This window comes from Cedecea neteri, from assembly GCF_000758305.1.
GTDB lineage: Bacteria > Pseudomonadota > Gammaproteobacteria > Enterobacterales > Enterobacteriaceae > Cedecea > Cedecea neteri_C.
In genome coordinates this window covers 802,729-822,142 of record NZ_CP009458.1, presented here as the reverse complement: position 1 = coordinate 822,142, position 19,414 = coordinate 802,729, and the positions used below count along the sequence as shown (strand labels likewise).

General features: G+C 56.2%; 13 protein-coding genes. 8 read left to right on the top strand and 5 right to left on the bottom strand.

The features are described 5' to 3' along the window. The first annotated feature begins 19 nt into the window (after positions 1-19). Positions 20-454: a hypothetical protein gene (locus tag LH23_RS03895; protein WP_039288527.1), complete on the top strand. Its 435-nt coding sequence runs from the start codon at positions 20-22 to the stop codon at positions 452-454. 79 nt (positions 455-533) lie between these two features. Here LH23_RS03895 and LH23_RS03890 read toward each other — a convergent pair whose 3' ends face one another. After that, positions 534-1,127, bottom strand: a complete 594-nt coding sequence (locus LH23_RS03890; RefSeq protein ID WP_039296359.1) for a YhgN family NAAT transporter — start codon at positions 1,125-1,127, stop codon at positions 534-536. Between the two features lie 174 nt (positions 1,128-1,301). Between LH23_RS03890 and asd the strand changes: the two genes are divergently transcribed. The 6 genes from asd to glgP all read left to right on the top strand — a co-directional run bounded on the left by asd (position 1,302) and on the right by glgP (position 12,155). Beyond that, positions 1,302-2,408, top strand: a complete 1,107-nt coding sequence (gene asd / locus LH23_RS03885) for an aspartate-semialdehyde dehydrogenase (protein ID WP_039288524.1) — start codon at positions 1,302-1,304, stop codon at positions 2,406-2,408. A 261-nt stretch (positions 2,409-2,669) separates the two neighbouring features. After that, positions 2,670-4,859, top strand: a complete 2,190-nt coding sequence (gene glgB, locus LH23_RS03880) for a 1,4-alpha-glucan branching enzyme (RefSeq protein WP_039288521.1) — start codon at positions 2,670-2,672, stop codon at positions 4,857-4,859. Further along, on the top strand, positions 4,856-6,838 hold the full coding sequence (gene glgX / locus LH23_RS03875; protein ID WP_039288518.1) for a glycogen debranching protein GlgX: 1,983 nt from the start codon (positions 4,856-4,858) through the stop codon (positions 6,836-6,838). The genes glgB and glgX overlap by 4 nt, the downstream gene beginning before the upstream one ends. 14 nt (positions 6,839-6,852) lie before the next feature. Then, complete coding sequence (glgC, locus tag LH23_RS03870) at positions 6,853-8,136, top strand: glucose-1-phosphate adenylyltransferase (protein WP_039288516.1); 1,284 nt, start codon at positions 6,853-6,855, stop codon at positions 8,134-8,136. Positions 8,137-8,247: 111 nt separating this feature from the next. Next, positions 8,248-9,681 (top strand): glycogen synthase GlgA, encoded by a 1,434-nt coding sequence (gene glgA, locus LH23_RS03865; protein ID WP_039288513.1) that lies wholly within the window; start codon positions 8,248-8,250, stop codon positions 9,679-9,681. Positions 9,682-9,707: 26 nt separating this feature from the next. Then, the gene (glgP, locus tag LH23_RS03860; RefSeq protein WP_039288510.1) at positions 9,708-12,155 is read left to right on the top strand and encodes a glycogen phosphorylase; all 2,448 of its coding nucleotides are present in this window, start codon (positions 9,708-9,710) and stop codon (positions 12,153-12,155) included. A 195-nt stretch (positions 12,156-12,350) separates the two neighbouring features. Here the strand turns inward: glgP and LH23_RS03855 are convergent, their stop codons facing one another. The 3 genes from LH23_RS03855 to glpE all read right to left on the bottom strand — a co-directional run bounded on the left by LH23_RS03855 (position 12,351) and on the right by glpE (position 14,477). Then, on the bottom strand, positions 12,351-13,109 hold the full coding sequence (locus tag LH23_RS03855; RefSeq protein WP_008457897.1) for a DeoR/GlpR family transcriptional regulator: 759 nt from the start codon (positions 13,107-13,109) through the stop codon (positions 12,351-12,353). Between the two features lie 17 nt (positions 13,110-13,126). Then, on the bottom strand, positions 13,127-13,948 hold the full coding sequence (gene glpG / locus LH23_RS03850) for a rhomboid family intramembrane serine protease GlpG (protein ID WP_039288507.1): 822 nt from the start codon (positions 13,946-13,948) through the stop codon (positions 13,127-13,129). A gap of 202 nt (positions 13,949-14,150) precedes the next feature. Beyond that, positions 14,151-14,477 carry a thiosulfate sulfurtransferase GlpE gene (gene glpE / locus LH23_RS03845; protein WP_008457894.1) on the bottom strand — a complete coding sequence of 109 codons (327 nt, stop codon included), beginning with the start codon at positions 14,475-14,477 and terminating at the stop codon, positions 14,151-14,153. 195 nt (positions 14,478-14,672) lie between these two features. On the opposite strand from glpE, the gene glpD reads away from it, so the two are divergent. Further along, positions 14,673-16,181: a glycerol-3-phosphate dehydrogenase gene (gene glpD, locus LH23_RS03840; protein ID WP_039288504.1), complete on the top strand. Its 1,509-nt coding sequence runs from the start codon at positions 14,673-14,675 to the stop codon at positions 16,179-16,181. Between the two features lie 192 nt (positions 16,182-16,373). On the opposite strand, the gene malT is transcribed toward glpD, so the two are convergent. Then, positions 16,374-19,079, bottom strand: a complete 2,706-nt coding sequence (malT, locus tag LH23_RS03835; RefSeq protein ID WP_039288501.1) for an HTH-type transcriptional regulator MalT — start codon at positions 19,077-19,079, stop codon at positions 16,374-16,376. Positions 19,080-19,414: the final 335 nt, after the last annotated feature.

The window sequence follows — 19,414 nt, the reverse complement described above, 5'->3', positions numbered from 1 at the left end:
TCAAACAGGGAGTGTCCGCATGAAAAAGTTCCTCTTCTTACTGCTATTGCCGTTACTAACCGGCTGCGCGACGCTGGTGGGTAACAACGACGCCACGGTGTATATCGACAGTACGCCAAAGAGTGCCGCCTTTGCGATTTTTGATGGCAAGGGTGATATCGCCGCCCAGGGCATTACGCCGCAGTCCGTGACGCTTAAAAAGACAGACGGCAGCTACTTCGGGAAGAAAAGCTACACGTTGACGCTCAAGCATGAAGGGTATTACTCGACGTCGCTGCCGCTGGAAACCCGCTTAAGTCGCTGGTATCTCTTCGGCAATATCATCTTCTTCGGCGTGCCGGGGTGGCTGATTGTCGATCCCTTCTTTGGCGGCATGTATACGCTGAAGCAGGAAAACCTTCACCTCTTGCTGCGGGCATGCCAGCCGGGTCCGTATCGGTATATGTGTTCGTGAGGGGAAAATAGAGGGTTAGGAGCAGGACTCGATTCGTTCCCTCTCCCTTTTAGGGAGAGGGTTAGGGTGAGGGTTTGTCTTACCCCCGCATCCAGGTACGAATCCCATCCAGGAACATCTGGGTGGAAATCATCACCAGCACCAGCCCCATCAGGCGCTCCAGGGCGTTAACCCCTTTCTCACCCAGCAGACGCAGGAACAGCGAAGATTGCAGCAGAATCGCCACGGTACCGCCCCAGGCTAGCATTAGCGCGGCGACTAAATGCCCCATCTGGTTGGGATACTGGTGCGAAAGCAGCATCAGCGTCGCCAGCAGAGAAGGGCCGGCAACCAGCGGAATCGCCAGCGGCACGATAAATGGTTCTTCACCCGCAGGCAGACCGGACGAACTGCCTTCCTGGCCTGGGAAAATCATCTTAATGGCAATCAGGAACAGAATGATGCCGCCTGAAATCGACACGGTTTCAGCGCGTAAATTCAGGAAACCAAGAATTTTTTCCCCGGCAAACAGGAAGATAAGCATCAGCAGCAGAGCAATAAGCAGTTCGCGGATCATAATGGCCCGGCGGCGCTTTGGCTCCGTGTGTTTCAGGACCGACATAAAGATCGGCAAGTTACCCAGCGGGTCCATAATCAGGATCAGGAGTACCGCGGCGGATATGATTTCAGTCATCTGTTTTCCCCAAAATCTGGCAAGTTGTTTCTGGTAATAAGCTTTGTTTCTGACACGGTGGATATCATTGATTAATTTCACTTGCGACTTTGGCTGCATTTTGTAAGGTGGAGTGATGTTCTGGCCCACGGCCAGCGCTTACACACGCAATCATCTCTGCAGGATTAAGTCGCTATGAAAAATGTTGGTTTTATTGGCTGGCGCGGTATGGTCGGCTCTGTACTCATGCAACGCATGGTGGAAGAGCGCGATTTTGACGCCATTCGTCCGGTTTTCTTCTCCACTTCCCAGCTTGGGCAGGCAGCCCCTACGTTTGCCGGCACCACCGGCGGTACACTGCAGGACGCATTTGATCTGGAAGCGCTGAAGGCGCTGGATATCATCGTGACCTGCCAGGGCGGCGATTATACCAACGAAATCTATCCAAAGCTCCGTGAAAGCGGCTGGCAAGGTTACTGGATCGACGCAGCTTCTTCTCTACGCATGAAAGATGACGCGATTATTATCCTCGACCCGGTAAACCAGCACGTTATTCAGGAAGGCCTGAACAAAGGCGTGAAAACCTTCGTGGGCGGTAACTGCACCGTCAGCCTGATGCTGATGTCCCTCGGCGGCCTGTTTGCCAACGACCTGGTTGACTGGGTTTCCGTGGCGACTTACCAGGCAGCGTCTGGCGGCGGCGCGCGCCACATGCGCGAGCTGCTGAACCAAATGGGCCAGCTGTACGGCGAAGTCTGTACCGAGCTAGCAAATCCGGCTTCCGCTATTCTTGATATCGAACGTAAGGTCACCGAACTTGGCCGCAGCGGCAAGCTGCCGGTGGATAACTTCGGCGTGCCGCTGGCCGGGAGCCTGATCCCGTGGATCGACAAGCAGCTCGACAACGGCCAGAGCCGTGAAGAGTGGAAAGGCCAGGCCGAAACCAACAAAATTCTTGCGACCTCTACCGTTATCCCGGTTGATGGTCTGTGCGTGCGCGTAGGCGCGCTGCGCTGCCATAGCCAGGCGTTCACCATCAAGCTGAAGAAAGATGTGTCTATTCCTACCGTGGAAGAGCTGCTGGCCGCGCACAACCCGTGGGCGAAAGTGGTGCCAAACGACCGTGATATCACCATGCGTGAACTAACGCCTGCCGCAGTTACCGGCACGCTGTCGACGCCAGTTGGCCGTCTGCGCAAGCTGAACATGGGGCCGGAGTACCTTTCCGCCTTCACCGTCGGCGACCAGCTGCTATGGGGCGCCGCCGAACCGCTGCGCAGAATGCTGCGATCACTCTCATAATTACACTTATTTACCAGAGGGGCTTTGTGGCCCCTCTTTTTTTGCCTGTAATTTAAGGTACAACGAAAGTCATTAATTAATTTCACGAGGAGTTAATAAAGCGTTGGCTATGCTTAAGTCAGCACGCGCAAGCGTTTTGGCGAGTATTGGGCGAACTGGCTTACAGGAGTTGCGCGCCGTTCGTCGGGGTCAATGATAAGTGTCGTATCCGCACGCAGGCGTAGGGCGGGTCATCGGTGACACATAAAAAAGGAAAATGCCATGTCTGTTCTGCCGGAAAAAGACGTGATTAATGCGCTAATTGCGGGTCATTTTGCCGATCCGTTTTCCCTGCTGGGGATGCACCAAACCGACGCCGGACTTGAAGTCCGGGCGCTGCTGCCTGACGCCACCGAAGTGTGGGTTATTGAGCCTAAAACAGGGCGCAAAGTCGCTCAGCTTGACTGCCTCGATTTCCGCGGCTTCTTCTGTGGGCTGATACCTCGCCGTAAAAACGCTTTTCGCTACCAGTTGGCGGTTGTCTGGCACGGCCAGGAAAACCTGATCGACGATCCCTACCGTTTTGGCCCTTTGATTCAGGAACTGGATAGCTGGCTGCTCTCAGAAGGTACACATTTACGCCCTTACGAAACGCTGGGTGCGCACGCAGACACAATGGACGGCGTGACCGGAACTCGCTTTTCGCTGTGGGCGCCCAACGCCCGTCGCGTCTCCGTGGTGGGGCAGTTTAACTATTGGGATGGCCGCCGCCATCCGATGCGGCTGCGGAGAGAAAGCGGCATCTGGGAGCTGTTTATCCCAGGGGCGCATAACGGCCAGCTTTATAAATTTGAACTTCTGGACGCCGAAGGGCGGCTGCGTATTAAAGCCGACCCCTACGCTTTTGAAGCGCAAATGCGCCCGGAAACGGCCTCGCTGATTTGTGGCCTGCCGGAGAAAACGACGCTCAGTCCCGAGCGGCAAAAAGCGAACGGATTTGACCAGCCCATCGCCATTTATGAGGTGCACCTCGGTTCATGGCGTCGTCACACCGACAATAATTTCTGGCTCAGCTACCGAGAACTGGCGGATCAGCTCATTCCTTACGTCAAGGAGATGGGCTTTACCCATCTTGAACTGCTGCCGGTTAACGAGCATCCCTTTGACGGTAGCTGGGGCTATCAGCCGCAGGGGCTTTACGCGCCGACGCGCCGTTTCGGCACCCGCGATGATTTTCTTTATCTGATCAGAACCGCCCACGAAGCCGGGCTTAACGTTTTGTTGGACTGGGTACCGGGGCATTTTCCGACGGATGACGCCGGGCTGGCGAAGTTTGACGGCACCGCGCTGTATGAGCACGGCAATCCGCAAGAAGGCTACCACCAGGACTGGAACACGCTGATTTACAACTACGGTCGCCGGGAAGTCAGCAACTATCTGGTGGGCAACGCGCTCTACTGGATTGAGCGGTTTGGCATTGATGGCCTGCGCGTGGATGCAGTGGCGTCGATGATTTACCGCGACTATAGCCGGGAAAGTGGCCAATGGGTGCCGAATGAGTACGGCGGGCGTGAAAATCTGGAAGCGATCGAGTTTCTGCGTAGCACCAACCGTATCATCGGTGAGCAAACACCGGGGGCGGTGACCATGGCGGAAGAGTCCACCGATTTTGCCGGCGTTTCTCGTCCACCGAGTATGGGCGGGCTTGGGTTCTGGTTTAAGTGGAACCTGGGCTGGATGCACGACACGCTCGATTACATGAAACTCGACCCGGTTTACCGCCAGTACCATCACGACAAAATGACCTTCGGCATGCTGTACAACGGCACCGAAAACTTTGTGCTGCCGCTGTCTCACGATGAAGTCGTGCACGGCAAAAAATCCATTCTCGATCGTATGCCGGGTGATGCCTGGCAGAAGTTCGCCAACCTTAGGGCTTACTACGGCTGGATGTGGGCATTTCCAGGCAAAAAGCTGCTGTTTATGGGCAACGAATTTGCCCAGGGGAGGGAATGGAACCACGACAGCAGCCTCGACTGGCACCTGCTGCAAGGCGGCGATAACTGGCACCACGGCGTGCAGCGCCTCGTGCGCGACCTGAATCATACCTATCGGCGTCACGCGGCGTTGTATCAGCTGGATTTTGACGGCTACGGCTTTGAATGGCTGGTGGTGGAAGATAAGGCCAATTCAGTCTTTATTTTCGTGCGGCGTGATGCCGAGGGCAATGAAGTGATTGTCGCCAGCAACTTTACGCCGGTGCCGCGTTACCACTATCGCTTCGGCATCAACCAGCCAGGGCGCTGGCGTGAAGAGCTGAATACCGACTCCATGCACTATCACGGCAGTAACACCGGCAACAGCGGCACGGTGCGTAGTGAGGCGGTGCCTAGCCACGGGCGCGACCATTCGCTGTGTATTACGCTGCCGCCGCTGTCCACGCTCTGGTTGATCCGCGAGGGGGACGCATGACGCAGCTTACCCAAGGCAGCCCGGCTCCTTTTGGGGCGTATTTCGACGGCAAAGGCGTTAACTTCACGCTCTATTCCGTGCATGCGGAAAAGGTCGAGCTGTGCCTGTTCGACGAGCATGGGCACGAGCGCCGCTACGACATGCCTGCGCGCTCCGGGGATATCTGGCACGGCTATTTGCCGGATGGCAAGCCGGGGCAACTGTACGGCTACCGGGTTCATGGCCCCTGGGCGCCTGAGCAGGGCCACCGTTTCAATCCAGCGAAGCTGCTGCTCGATCCCTGCGCTCGCGTGGTCGTGGGCGGGGCAGAAGATCACCCGCATTTTCACTGCGGCTACGACGAACCCAACCTTGAAGACAGCGCTCCACACATGGCGAAGTGCGTGGTGGTCAGAGAGAAATTTGACTGGGAAGACGACCGGCCGCTCAGAACGCCGTGGGGTAACACGGTTATCTATGAAGCCCACGTTCGCGGGCTGACTCTGCTCCACCCCGGCATCCCGGAAGATCTGCGTGGGACTTATGCGGCGCTGGGGCATCCGGTGATGATCGACTACTTCAAGCGCCTGGGCATCACGGCGCTTGAGCTGCTGCCCGTGGCGCATTTTGTTACCGAACCCCGCATTTCCCAGCTTGGGCTGAGTAACTATTGGGGCTACAACCCTCGCGCTTTCTATGCCGTTGAAAGCTACTACGCGATAGACCAGAACCCCCATAACGCGGCCAATGAGCTGCGGGGCGCTATCAAAGCACTGCATCAGGCCGGGATAGAAGTGATCCTCGACATTGTGCTGAACCACAGCGCGGAGCTGGACAAGGACGGCCCAACCCTGTCGCTGAGCGGAATCGACAACCGTAGCTATTATTGGTTAATGGACAACGGCGATTACCAGAACTGGACCGGCTGCGGGAACACCCTGAACCTCAGCACACCGGGCGTGGTTGCCCAGATGATCGACTGCCTGCGCTACTGGGTCGACAGTTTTCACGTGGACGGTTTCCGGTTCGATCTGGCTTCGGTGATGGGGCGCATGCCCGAATTTCGGCAGGATGCACCGCTGTTTGAGGCGATCAAAAACGATCCTCACCTGTCGCAGGTGAAGCTGATTGCGGAGCCCTGGGACATTGGTCAGGGCGGTTATCAGGTAGGCAATTTTCCCCCGCTGTTTGCCGAATGGAACGATCATTTCAGGGACGGGATGCGCCGCTTCTGGCTCCAGCAGGATCTCTCTTTGGGCGGCTTTGCCTGCCGCTTTGCCGGCTCAAGCGACGTTTATCGCCACGGCGAAAGGCTGCCTTCTACCAGCATTAATTTAATCACCGCTCATGATGGTTTTACGCTGCGGGATTGCGTAAGTTTTAACCAGAAGCATAACGAAGCCAACGGCGAAGATAACCGCGACGGCACCAACAGCAATTTTAGCAATAACTATGGGTTTGAAGGGCTTGAAGCCAGCCTGATTACCAAGGAACGGCGGCGCGACAGCGTCCATGCGCTGCTCACCACGCTGCTGCTCTCGCAGGGCACGCCGATGCTGCTCGCCGGGGATGAACACGGCCACAGCCAGCACGGCAACAACAACGCCTACTGCCAGGATAACGTGCTGACCTGGCTTGACTGGGCTGAGGGCAACGAAGGTCTGACGGCCTTTACGGCGGCGCTCCTCCAGCTGCGGCAGGCAATCCCGGCGCTGACCGCCAACCGCTGGTGGGAAGAGGGTGATGGCAACGTCCGCTGGCTGAATAAAGACGCGCAGCCCCTGAACGTCGATGAGTGGCAAAACGGCGTACATCGCCTGCAAATCCAGCTGTCCGACCGCTGGCTTATCGCAATTAACGCGACCGAAGAAGTTGCGGACATCGTTCTACCTGAGGGGGAATGGCACGCCGTTCCTCCGTTTGCCGGAGAGGACAACCCGGTCGTGATGGTTGTATGGCATGGTCCCGCGCACGGAGTTTGCGTGTTCCACAAGTCATGAAAAAGGAGTTCGTCATGGTTAGGTTTGAGAAAAACGATCCGCTGATGTTGGCCCGCCAACTGCCCATCAAATCTGTTGCGTTAATTCTGGCCGGTGGCCGCGGGACTCGACTGAAGGATCTCACGTCGACCCGCGCCAAGCCTGCTGTTCACTTTGGCGGCAAGTTCCGCATTATTGATTTTGCGCTATCCAACTGCATTAACTCCGGCATTCGCCGCATTGGGGTAATTACTCAGTATCAATCGCACACCCTGGTGCAGCATATTCAGCGCGGCTGGTCTTTCTTTAGTGAAGAGATGAACGAGTTTGTGGATTTGCTGCCCGCCCAGCAGCGCGTACACGGTGAGAACTGGTACCGCGGCACGGCGGACGCCGTGACCCAGAACCTCGACATTATTCGCCGTTACGACGCCGAATATGTGGTGATCCTGGCCGGGGATCACATCTACAAGCAGGACTATTCGCGCATGCTGATCGATCACGTCGAAAAGGGCGCGCGCTGCACCGTGGCCTGTATGCCAGTGCCGGTGCATGAAGCATCAGCGTTTGGCGTTATGGCGGTGGATGCGGACGAAAAAATCATCGATTTCGTAGAGAAGCCGGAAAACCCGCCGACGATGCCCAACGACAGCAGTAAGTCTCTGGCCAGCATGGGCATTTACATTTTTGATGCGGATTACCTGTTCAAGCTTCTGGAAGAAGATGACCAGGATGAAAACTCCAGCCACGATTTTGGCAAAGATATTATCCCGAAAATCACCCGTGCGGGCGAAGCCTACGCTCACCCGTTCCCGCTCTCCTGCGTACAGTCCGACCCTAACGCCGAACCTTACTGGCGCGATGTGGGCACGCTGGAAGCCTACTGGAAAGCGAACCTTGACCTGGCCTCGGTGATGCCGGAACTGGATATGTATGACCAGGCCTGGCCGATCCGCACCCATATGGAGCCGCTGCCGCCCGCTAAATTCGTTCAGGATCGCTCCGGCAGCCACGGCATGACGCTGAACTCGCTGGTGTCCGGCGGCTGCATTATTTCGGGTTCAGTCGTCGTGCAGTCGGTGCTGTTTCCTCGCGTGCGTATCAACTCGTTCTGCAACATCGATTCATCCGTCTTGCTGCCGGACGTTATTGTCGGACGCTCCTGCCGGTTACGCCGCTGCATTATCGACCGCGCCTGCGTGATCCCTGAAGGCATGGTGGTTGGCGAAAATGCCGAAGAGGACGCGCGCCGTTTTTACCGCTCTGAAGAGGGCATCGTACTGGTCACGCGTGAGATGCTGGCGAAGCTGCAGGGCTGAAACGCGTTGAAGATTGGCCTGCGCACGGTGATGCCGTGCGCGGTTATTTTATCGTTCGGCGTTGCCTGATGATTAAGACACAGCGCCGCGACTTTCCATATGGGAGCGATAATGCAGGTCTTACATGTCTGTTCCGAGATGTTTCCTTTGCTGAAAACGGGCGGTCTTGCGGACGTGCTGGGCGCTTTGCCCGCGGCACAAATTGCCGGCGGTGTTGATACGCGCGTCCTGCTGCCCGCTTTTCCTGATGTACGGCGAGGAATCGAAGATATTCAGGTGGTTGCTCACCGACAGACGTTCGCGGGCGATATGCGCCTGCTCTACGGCCACTACAACGGCGTTGGCGTTTACCTGATTGATGCCCCCCATCTTTATGAACGCCCGGGCAGCCCATACCACGACACAAACCAGTTCGCTTACCAGGACAATGTGCTGCGCTTTGCGCTGCTTGGCTGGGTTGGGGCAGAAATGGCCTGTGGCCTGGATCCTTTCTGGCATCCCGATGTGGTGCATGCCCACGACTGGCACGCCGGGCTGACTCCGGCCTACCTTGAGGTTCGCGGGCGGCCAGCGAAGTCGGTATTTACCGTTCACAATCTCGCCTATCAGGGAATGTTCTATGCTCATCACTTAAGTGAAATTGATTTGCCGTGGTGGGTTTACGACATGAACGGACTGGAATTCCACGGGCAGATTTCGTACCTGAAGGCCGGGCTTTACTATGCAGACCACATTACCGCCGTCAGTCCAACCTATGCGAGGGAGATTACTGACCCGCATTTTGCTTATGGCATGGAAGGGCTGCTGCGCCAGCGCCAGCGTGAAGGGCGCCTGTCAGGCATTTTAAACGGCGTGGACGACAAGATTTGGAATCCGGAAAGCGATCTGCTGCTGGCCTCGCGATATAACCGCGATTCGCTGGAGGATAAAGCCGAAAACAAACGCCAGCTGCAGGTGGCGATGGGGCTGAAGGTGAACGACAAAGTCCCGCTGTTCGCCGTGGTCAGCCGGTTAACCAACCAAAAAGGGCTGGATTTGGTGCTTGAGGCATTGCCGGGGCTGCTGGAGCAGGGCGGCCAGCTCGCGCTGTTGGGGGCCGGGGATTCCGTGCTGCAGGAAGGGTTCCTGGCTGCAGCGGCCGAGCATCCCGGTCAGGTCGGCGTCCAGATTGGCTATCACGAGGCATTTTCCCATCGCATCATGGGCGGTGCTGACGTGATTTTAGTCCCAAGCCGCTTTGAGCCCTGCGGCTTAACGCAGCTCTACGGCCTGAAATATGGCACTTTGCCGCTGGTGCGGCGAACCGGTGGCCTGGCCGACACCGTGTCTGATACTTCTCTCGAGAATCTGGCCGACGGTGTGGCTACCGGTTTTGTGTTTGAAGACAGTAATGCCTGGTCGCTGCTCCGCGCGATCCGGCGTGCTTTCGTGCTGTGGTCCCGCCCGTCACTGTGGCGTTATGTGCAGCGGCAGGCAATGAATATGGATTTTAGCTGGCAGGTAGCGGCGCAGGCATACCGCGACCTTTATCAACGCTTGATGTAATTACCCATACACCAGGAATCACTGATATGAACGCACCCTTCTCCTATGCATCACCCACGCTGAGCGTCGAGGCGCTTAAACACTCGATTGCCTATAAGCTGATGTTTACGGTGGGGAAAGACCCTGCCATCGCCAATAAACACGAGTGGCTTAACGCGACGCTCTTTGCCGTGCGCGACAGGCTGGTGGAGCGCTGGCTGCGTTCCAACCGCGCCCAGCTTTCTCAGGAAGTCCGCCAGGTTTACTACCTGTCGATGGAGTTTCTGATCGGGCGCACGCTGTCTAACGCGCTGCTTTCCCTCGGCATCTATGAAGATGTGAAAAATGCCCTCGAAGAGATGGGCCTCGACCTCGAAGAGTTGATTGACGAGGAGAACGACCCCGGCCTTGGCAACGGTGGCTTAGGGCGTCTCGCCGCCTGTTTCCTCGACTCGCTGGCGACCCTGGGGCTGCCGGGGCGTGGCTACGGCATCCGCTACGACTACGGGATGTTCAAGCAAAACATTGTTGATGGCCGCCAGAAAGAGTCGCCGGATTACTGGCTGGAGTACGGCAACCCGTGGGAGTTTAAGCGCCACAATACGCGCTACAAGGTGCGTTTCGGCGGGCGTATTCAGCAGGAGGGGAAAAAGGCTCGCTGGGTCGAAACCGAAGAGATCCTGGCGGTCGCCTATGACCAGATTATTCCGGGCTACGACACCGACGCGACCAACACGCTGCGGCTGTGGAACGCCCAGGCGAGCAGCGAGATCAACCTCGGTAAGTTTAACCAGGGTGATTACTTCGCGGCGGTGGAAGACAAAAACCACTCCGAGAACGTGTCCCGCGTGCTTTATCCCGATGACTCGACCTATTCGGGGCGCGAGCTGCGTCTGCGTCAGGAATACTTCCTGGTTTCATCAACCATGCAGGACATCCTGAGCCGCCATTATCAGTTGCATAAAACCTATGCCAATCTTGCGGATAAAATTGCGATTCACCTGAATGACACCCACCCGGTGCTGTCTATCCCAGAGCTGATGCGGCTGCTGATTGACGAGCATAAGTTTGAATGGGAGGAAGCGTTCGAAGTGACCTGCCAGGTCTTCTCGTACACCAACCACACGCTGATGAGCGAGGCGCTGGAAACCTGGCCGGTGGACATGCTCGGCAAAATCCTGCCACGCCATCTGCAGATAATCTTTGAGATTAACGACTACTTCCTGAAAACCCTGCAGGAGCAGTACCCGAACGACACGGGGCTGCTGGGCAGGGCATCTATTATCGACGAATCCAACGGCAGGCGTGTGCGAATGGCCTGGCTTGCGGTGGTGGTCAGCCATAAGGTGAATGGCGTGTCTGAACTGCACTCCAACCTGATGGTGCAGTCCCTGTTTGCCGACTTTGCCAGTATCTTCCCGATGCGTTTTAGCAACAAAACGAACGGCGTCACGCCGCGCCGCTGGCTGGCGCTTGCCAACCCGGCGCTGTCTGAAGTGCTGGATGAGAATATCGGGCAGACCTGGCGCACGGACTTAAGCCAGCTGAACGACCTTAAACAGCACATTGACTACCCGACGGTGCATCAGGCGGTGCGCAAGGCCAAGCTGGCGAATAAAAAACGGCTGGCAACGTACATCGGGCAGCAACTCAACGTGGTGGTGAACCCGGATGCTTTGTTCGACGTGCAGATTAAGCGCATTCATGAATATAAGCGTCAGTTAATGAACGTGTTGCATGTGATCACCCGCTATAACCGCATCAAAGCCGATCCGGAGGCGGAATGGGTGCCACGCGTGAATATTTTCGCGGGTAAAGCGGCGTCGGCCTATTACATGGCGAAGCATATTATCCATCTTATCAATGATGTAGCGGAGGTAATCAACAACGACCTGCAGGTTAAAGATAAACTGAAAGTGGTGTTTATCCCCAACTACAGTGTCAGTCTCGCCCAGTTGATTATTCCAGCGGCAGATCTCTCCGAGCAAATTTCGCTGGCGGGAACCGAAGCTTCCGGCACCAGTAATATGAAGTTCGCACTTAACGGAGCACTGACCATTGGTACGCTGGACGGTGCCAACGTGGAGATGCTCGACCACGTCGGCAAGGACAACATCTTTATCTTCGGCAACACCGCAGAAGAGGTGGAGGCGCTTCGCAGTAAAGGCTACAACCCTCGGGAGTATTACGAGAAGGACGAAGAGTTGCGCCAGGTGCTGACGCAAGTCGCGACGGGGGCATTCAGCCCCGGAGAGCCAGGGCGTTATCGGGACTTGGTGGACTCGTTGATTAACTTTGGCGATCACTACCAGGTGCTGGCGGATTACCGCAGCTATGTGGACTGCCAGGACAAGGTGGATGAGGTTTACCAGCAGCCGGAGGAGTGGACTATCCGCACCATGCACAATATCGCCAATATGGGCTATTTCTCGTCCGACAGGACGATTCAGGAGTACGCCGACGAGATTTGGCATATTAAGCCGGTGAGATTGTAGCTTTTCCCCTCACCCTAACCCTCTCCCCGCAGGGGAGAGGGGATCAGTACGGCAGTATAGCTTTCCTCCCTCTCCCCACTCGGCAGAGGGGATCAGAATAGCGATGCTTATTCATCCCCCGACTTACATGGGAGAAAAGGACCAGATTCTTTTCCCCCTCTCCCTTTTAGGGAGAGGGCCGGGGTGAGGGTAAACTCAGCACAGCTCCAGCTGCACGTTATTCTCTTTAATCACCTGCATCACGCCCGCCGGTGGCACCACGTCGGTGTAAACAGTATCCACCAGGCTAATGCTGCCCAGATTCACCATCGCATTACGGCCAAACTTCGAGTGGTCCACGACCAACAACACGCTGCGGGAGTTTTCGATAATCGCGCGCTTGGTGCGAACTTCGTGGTAGTCGAACTCCAGCAAAGAACCATCGCTGTCGATGCCGCTGATGCCGAGGATGCCAAAATCGAGGCGGAACTGGGAAATAAAGTCCAGCGTGGCCTCGCCGATAATGCCGCCATCGCGGCTGCGCAGCTCTCCGCCTGCCAGGATGATACGGAAATCTTCTTTCGCCATCAGCGTGTTGGCCACGTTGAGGTTGTTGGTCACAATGCGCAGATTGCTGTGATTAAGCAGCGCATGCGCCACGGCCTCCGGCGTCGTGCCAATGTCGATAAACAGCGTGGCGCCGTTAGGGATTTGGCTGGCAACCTTCTGCGCAATACGCTCTTTTTCCGCGGTTTGCGTTGCTTTTCGGTCGTGCCACGGCGTGTTAACCGAGCTGGAGGGCAGGGCCGCACCGCCGTGGTGGCGCAGGATCATGTTCTGATCGGCCAGGTCATTTAAATCCCGGCGGATGGTTTGCGGGCTGACGGCAAACTGTTCCACCAACTCTTCGGTACTGACGTATCCCTGCTGCTTAACCAGCTCAATAATCGCGTCATGACGTTGTGTCTGCTTCACAAGCTACTCCAGCATTGTTATGTTCGTTTTCGCGCATTCAGGGTATCTACCAGCGCCATCGCCAGGCCAACCAGCATGCCGGTCAGGTGCGCTGGAATGACAGCGGACTGAGTAAAGACCTCAATAACCAACCAAATCACGGCAAACGCCAGGAGCCCGCGCTGCATCTGAATGCCGCTTTCAGGATCACGCTCTCCGCGTAACCAGACATAACCCATCAGCGCAAACACCGTGCCTGACAGGCCGCCAAATAGCGGGCCGGTAAATTTCGCCTGCATAAAACCGCTCAACAGGGTGGAGATAAGTGTCAGCGTCAGCAGTTTGCCGGTGCCGAGGCGTTTTTCCAGCGCGCCGCCTAAATACCACCACCATAGTAGGTTAAAGAGGATGTGCAGCAAGGAGAAATGCAGTAATCCGTGCGTGAAATAACGCCAAAACTCAAAGCGCTGCTCGGGTACGAGCGGCCAGCCAAGCACGGAGATCACCGGGCCGAAACCCACGATATTGAGCAGGACAAACAGCGCGATGCACATGCCAATGACGATAAGCGTCAGCGGGCCGGCGCGCTCTTTGATGGTGGCGAAAAACGGATAGCGTTTATAGCTGAAACCCACGCCGCTGTGGCCGGTGCTCCAACTGGCGGCCTGGTAACGTGGATCGCCAGGGTTAGCGACGAACTTTTCCAGCTCGGCGCGAACGTACTGTACCTGGCTTTCATCGGCCAGCCAGACATCGCTTTGCGTATGCTGCTGAATAGTAAGAATAACGCCCTGCGTTGCCATGTAATCGACAAAAGCCTGCGCCACGCGCGGGTTGGCGAAAGAGGTAATCATGATCATGAAAGTTTAACCAACTTCGTCTATTTACCCGTCATACTTCGAGCCGTAGGTACACCGTCTGCACTCCCTCACCTCAGTTACTTACTTTATGTAAGCGCCTGAGGATGAGCTCACTTGCCGTCTTCCTACGACTCAAATTATTTAGGGTAAAGCTTTTATTAAGGCAAGCAGTATACCTGCAGGGAGCGACAAGGGCTGAACTTTACGCGCCGTGCGCGACTTCAGCCGGGAAATGGCGGTGCCAGGCGTCAAAGCCACCGTCGATGCTGTAGACCTGGTCATAGCCTTGCTGCAGCAGATATTGGGCGGCGCCTTTGCTGCTATTGCCGTGGTAGCACATCACCATGACCGGCGTGTCGAAGTCGGTTTGCTGCATAAAGTTCACCAGCGTGTCGTTGGTGAGGTGGTAGGCCCCCGGCGTGTGTCCCATGGCAAAGCTCTGCGGATCGCGGATATCCACCAATACCGCCTGCTGCTGCTGGAGTTTCTGGTGTGCTTCTTCCACACCAATACATTCAAATTGATCCATGGTTTTACTCGTCGAGAAAGAAAGGAAACAAGGGGCATGTTAAGGCATCGCGCCCCGCTGGCGCTGATATTAACGCCAATATGTTATCCATATCACGTAGAAATGTTTTTATTTCGTTACCAAAGCGAGCGAACACTTGCTATCATGAGCGATATCGAACATTTTTGAGCTTTAACGAAAGTGCGTGAGGGCAACATGGAAACCAAAGATCTGATTGTTATTGGCGGTGGAATCAACGGCGCCGGTATTGCGGCGGATGCCGCTGGCCGCGGGTTATCCGTGTTGATGCTGGAGGGACAGGATTTGGCCTGTGCGACCTCTTCCGCCAGCTCTAAGCTGATTCACGGCGGCCTGCGCTACCTGGAACATTACGAGTTTCGTCTGGTGAGTGAAGCGCTGGCCGAACGTGAAGTGCTGTTGAAAATGGCACCGCACATTGCCTTCCCGATGCGCTTTCGTTTACCGCACCGGCCACACCTCCGTCCCGCATGGATGATTCGAACTGGCCTGTTTATGTACGATCATTTGGGCAAACGCACCAGTTTACCGGCCTCTGCTGGCTTGCGTTTTGGCGCAGACTCTGTGCTGAAGCCTGAGATCGTGCGCGGTTTCGAATATTCCGACTGCTGGGTGGATGATGCTCGCCTGGTGCTGGCTAACGCCCAAATGGTGACCCGCAAGGGTGGAGAGGTGAAAACCCGCACTCGCGCTACCAAAGCAACCCGTGAAAACGGGCTGTGGGTCGTCGAAGCGCAGGATATTGATACCGGCGAAACCTTCACCTGGCGCGCAAAAGGCCTGGTGAACGCCACTGGTCCATGGGTGAAAACCTTCTTTGACGAAGGGCTACACCTGCCGTCGCCTTACGGCATCCGCCTGATCAAAGGCAGCCACATTGTGGTGCCTCGCGTGCATACCCAGAAACAGGCCTACATCCTGCAAAACGAAGATAAGCGTATCGTGTTTGTGATCCCGTGGATGGATGAGTTCTCCATCATCGGCACCACCGACGTGGAGTACCACGGCGACCCTAAAGCGGTGCAGATCGACGACAAAGAAGTGAGCTATCTGCTGAATGTTTATAACGCGCACTTCAAAAAGACGCTCACCAAAGACGATATCGTCTGGACCTATTCTGGCGTGCGCCCGCTGTGTGACGATGAGTCCGATTCTCCGCAGGCGGTAACCCGCGATTACACCCTGGATATTCATGACGAAAACGGCCAGGCACCGCTGCTATCGGTCTTCGGCGGTAAGCTGACGACCTACCGTAAGCTGGCTGAACATGCGCTGGATAAGCTGGAGCGTTACTACCCGAATATCGGTCCGGCCTGGACCAAAGAGTGCCGTCTGCCTGGCGGTGACATCGGTGGCGATCGCGATGATTATGCGGCCAAACTGCGCCGTCGCTACGGTTTCCTGACCGAAAGCCTTGCTCGCCATCTGGCGCGCACTTACGGCAGCAACAGCGACCTGGTATTGGGTGAAGCTAAATCCGTGAGCGATCTGGGCGAAGATTTTGGCCATGAGTTCTATGAAGCCGAGCTTCGTTACCTGGTGGAGCATGAGTGGGTCAGATGCGCGGAAGATGCGCTGTGGCGCCGGACCAAACTGGGCATGTGGCTGAATGAAGAGCAGCAGGCGCGGGTGGCGCAGTGGCTGGTAAAGCAGGCGGCTAAAGCGGGATTGTCGCTGGCGTCTTAACCGGGATATCTCTTCCCTTTCGCTATTTCCGACGGCTCAACCGCCCCTCTCCCCAAGGGGCGAGGGGGAAGATATGTGGCGGGAAACATTGTTTATCCCCTCTCCCTTTCAGGGAGAGGGTGAGGGTAAAAACCCCCAGAAACTACTCAGAACTGAAAGTGAACCTGATCTCGGCATAGCCAACATTCCCAGCTAAACCCCATACCCCATCATCTTCAGCAATTTCTGTGCATGCTGCACCGCGTCCTGGCGGTGAGCTACGCCGAGCTTCTGGTACAGATTCCGGATATGCGTTTTGATAGTCGTCGCCGCAACGTCCAGTTCTCCGGCGATTTGCTCGTTGCTATAGCCGGAATAAATCAGCCCCAACACCTGCCACTCTCGCTGCGTCAGCGGGCTGGTGCGGATAAGCTCCGGCACTTCCGGGTGATTCAGCAGGCGGTTCACAAAGCTCTCGTCAAAGTGCGCAAACTTGTGGCGGTGATGCTGGTTTATCTCGCGCAGGATACGCTGAGCGCGGTGCTGATCCAACTCCGGCAGCGTGTTGAGCTGGATAAGCTGGCGCAGCTGCTGCGCCATCGCTTCCCCTTCGATTACGAAGTGGCTGATAAACCCGGTGCGGTTTGCCAGCGACAGGGCTTCCAGCAGGACACGCTGAGCGTCACTTTTACGCCCTGACTGCCAGTAAAGCTGGTTGAGCAGCAGCAGGTTGCGGTTGAGGTCGCTCATCAGGCGCAGGCTGCGGGCATTTTCGTTTAGCTCTTCCAGCACCATTTCCGCCGGATCGTATTCACCCAGCAGGATTTGTACGCGGGCGATGTTACGCCACTGGCTTTGCAGGAAGTGGTTATTGGCAAATTCTGGCTTCGGCGTCTGGCGCAGCCAGTTGGCCGCCGACTTTTTATCGCCAATCATTTGCCAGTAGATCACCCGCACCTTATCAGCGTTGGAGACCCAGTCGCTGTGCCAGGGACCGTTCCCAAGCAAATTTTCAAGGCGATTAAGGTGATTACGAGCATTATCCAGGTCACCGCGCGCCAGAGAACACTGCACCAGCAGCGCCAGGCACTGCAGCTGTTGCTGCGGCTGGAAGCTGGAAAGTACCTCCATCCCGCTGCGGGCTGCCGCTTCGGCTTCGTCCAGCCGGGCCCAGGCCCAAAGCAACTGGGCGCGGATACGTTGCAAAAACTCATGCAGCGGCAATTGTTCGAGGTGCTGCTCGCGGATCAGCACAAAGGCTTTTTCCTGCGTTTCCCATGCGGCCTGTAAAAAACCTTGAGCCAGCAGAATTTCGCTTTGCTGAATAAGGCTCCACAGCGCGTAGTGCCAGACATCATGGCGGCGGGCCATTTGCTCTGTCTGCTGCATAACGGAAAGCGACTTCGTAAGGTCGCCCTTGCAGTGCAGCACTTCGCCGTGAACCGAGGTGGCGACAATACGGCTGTAAAAATTGGCCAACGGCAGCATTTCCAGCGCCACCATAGCCAGACGTTCAGCTTCCGCCGGATCGCCTGCGTTGATGGCAACCTGGGCTCTGAGAGCGTTAAATTCACCGTGCAGCGTGTCGTCGATAACCAGGTTCATTTCCTGCTCGGCGCGTGCCAGCAGCGTGTTCACTTCGCTGTAGCGGTGCTGGCTTTGCATCAGCCAGGCCTGCAGCAGCACAAGTTTTGGGTTTTCCAGCAGACTTTCCCACGGCAGCGCCTTAAGCGACTCTTCCAGCAGCGTCAGTTCACTGTGGTTAAACAGCGCCCACGCGTGACCCAGCAGAATGTCGCGCAGCATATTGGCATCGCCTGCCGCCAGAGCGTGGTGAATAGCCTCGCTTGGGAAGCCTTGCGCCATCCAGCTTTCAGCGGCCGCCCGATGAATGTCCGGCAGCTCTGCAGCCAGCTCCCATTGGCAACGCTGGCGAAGGAAACTGCCGAAAAGTGGGTGGAAACAGAACCATTCGCCAGAATCATCCATGCGCTGCAGGAACAGGCCCTGGCGCTCGGTCTCTTCGAGGCGCATCTGGCCGTTTTCTTCGCCTGTGACCTGGCTTATCAGCGTGTCATTCATGGAGCGCAGAATGGAGCTTCGCAGCAGGAAATTGCGGGTATCGGCATCCACGTTATTCAGGACTTCATCCACCAGATAATCGGAAAGATGGCTGGCGTTAATGCCCGACAGGCGGCGTGCAGAATGTTGAGCCGGCGTGTTGCTCTGGCGTGCAGACAGGGCAATCAATTGTAGTGCAGTAACCCAGCCCGCAACGTCATCACACAGGCGGCTGCTGTCCGCTTGCTCAATCGGCGTTGCCAGGCGGTTATCGAAGAACTGTTTGGTTTCCTGATGCGTAAAGGCGAGCTGTTGGCTACCGATTTCCAGCAACTGGTCGCGTACGCGAAGGTTGGCAATACCAAGCTGCGGTAAGTTACGCGACAGAATCACCAGCGTCAGGTTTTCTGGCTGATGGCGAATGAAAAAGCGCATGGCTTCGTGGATCACCGGGTTGGCGATCAGGTGGTAATCATCAATCACCAGATATAGCGGCTTATCCCATCCTGCCAGTTCGATGAACAGCTGCGAAAAGAGTGAAGACAGGCTGGCATATTGCCGCTTTTGCGCCATGATTTCGCTACTGACACAGTGGCCCCCGGTAGCGTGCTGCAGGGCAGCAATCAGGTAACTGGCAAAGCGTTCCTGCTGGTTATCCCCTTCGTCAAGGGAGTACCAGCCCAGCTCTTTTCGCCCGGCAGCCCATTGTGAGACCAGGGTCGTTTTACCATAACCGGCAGGGCTGGCGATCAGCGCTAAGCGATAGTTGGCGGCAGTCGAAAGCTTTACCAACAGTCGGTCGCGAACCACAGTGTTTTCCAGCCGAACAGGACGACTTAATTTGGATGGGATTAACATAGTTGATCACTTCACTGTGTATAAATTTCCCCGACATATTCCGCGCCCGCAGGGCGGTCTTACCGCGCTGCAGAAGGAATCATGGAGGGAAATGTTCAAGGATGCGATTTTTTTTACGCTTCGTAATTAATGCTTACCGATAAGGTCTGCCAGAATGCTTTTTATTGCAAGGTTGTTGAACTTTCCGTTCTCGGTAAGTTGCACCCTGTCACAGTTCCATTTTTTTCATGAATACGTTTGCTCACTCCCTATGGCAACACGGCTGAAACCTGTTACATCGTCTCACCGAGTGGCAGGGATCACATTTTTCACTCATCCTCGCTACTCCTCCCCGC

Bases quoted from the DNA above. Each gene is read 5' to 3' on its own strand.
- glgB (WP_039288521.1), top strand. From the start codon at position 2,670: ATGTCTGTTCTGCCGGAAAAAGACGTGATTAATGCGCTAATTGCGGGT.
- LH23_RS03895 (WP_039288527.1), top strand. From the start codon at position 20: ATGAAAAAGTTCCTCTTCTTACTGCTATTGCCGTTACTAACCGGCTGC.
- asd (WP_039288524.1), top strand. From the start codon at position 1,302: ATGAAAAATGTTGGTTTTATTGGCTGGCGCGGTATGGTCGGCTCTGTA.
- LH23_RS03890 (WP_039296359.1), bottom strand. From the start codon at position 1,127: ATGACTGAAATCATATCCGCCGCGGTACTCCTGATCCTGATTATGGAC.
- glpE (WP_008457894.1), bottom strand. From the start codon at position 14,477: ATGGATCAATTTGAATGTATTGGTGTGGAAGAAGCACACCAGAAACTC.
- glgX (WP_039288518.1), top strand. From the start codon at position 4,856: ATGACGCAGCTTACCCAAGGCAGCCCGGCTCCTTTTGGGGCGTATTTC.
- glgA (WP_039288513.1), top strand. From the start codon at position 8,248: ATGCAGGTCTTACATGTCTGTTCCGAGATGTTTCCTTTGCTGAAAACG.
- malT (WP_039288501.1), bottom strand. From the start codon at position 19,079: ATGTTAATCCCATCCAAATTAAGTCGTCCTGTTCGGCTGGAAAACACT.
- glgP (WP_039288510.1), top strand. From the start codon at position 9,708: ATGAACGCACCCTTCTCCTATGCATCACCCACGCTGAGCGTCGAGGCG.
- glpG (WP_039288507.1), bottom strand. From the start codon at position 13,948: ATGATCATGATTACCTCTTTCGCCAACCCGCGCGTGGCGCAGGCTTTT.
- glgC (WP_039288516.1), top strand. From the start codon at position 6,853: ATGGTTAGGTTTGAGAAAAACGATCCGCTGATGTTGGCCCGCCAACTG.
- glpD (WP_039288504.1), top strand. From the start codon at position 14,673: ATGGAAACCAAAGATCTGATTGTTATTGGCGGTGGAATCAACGGCGCC.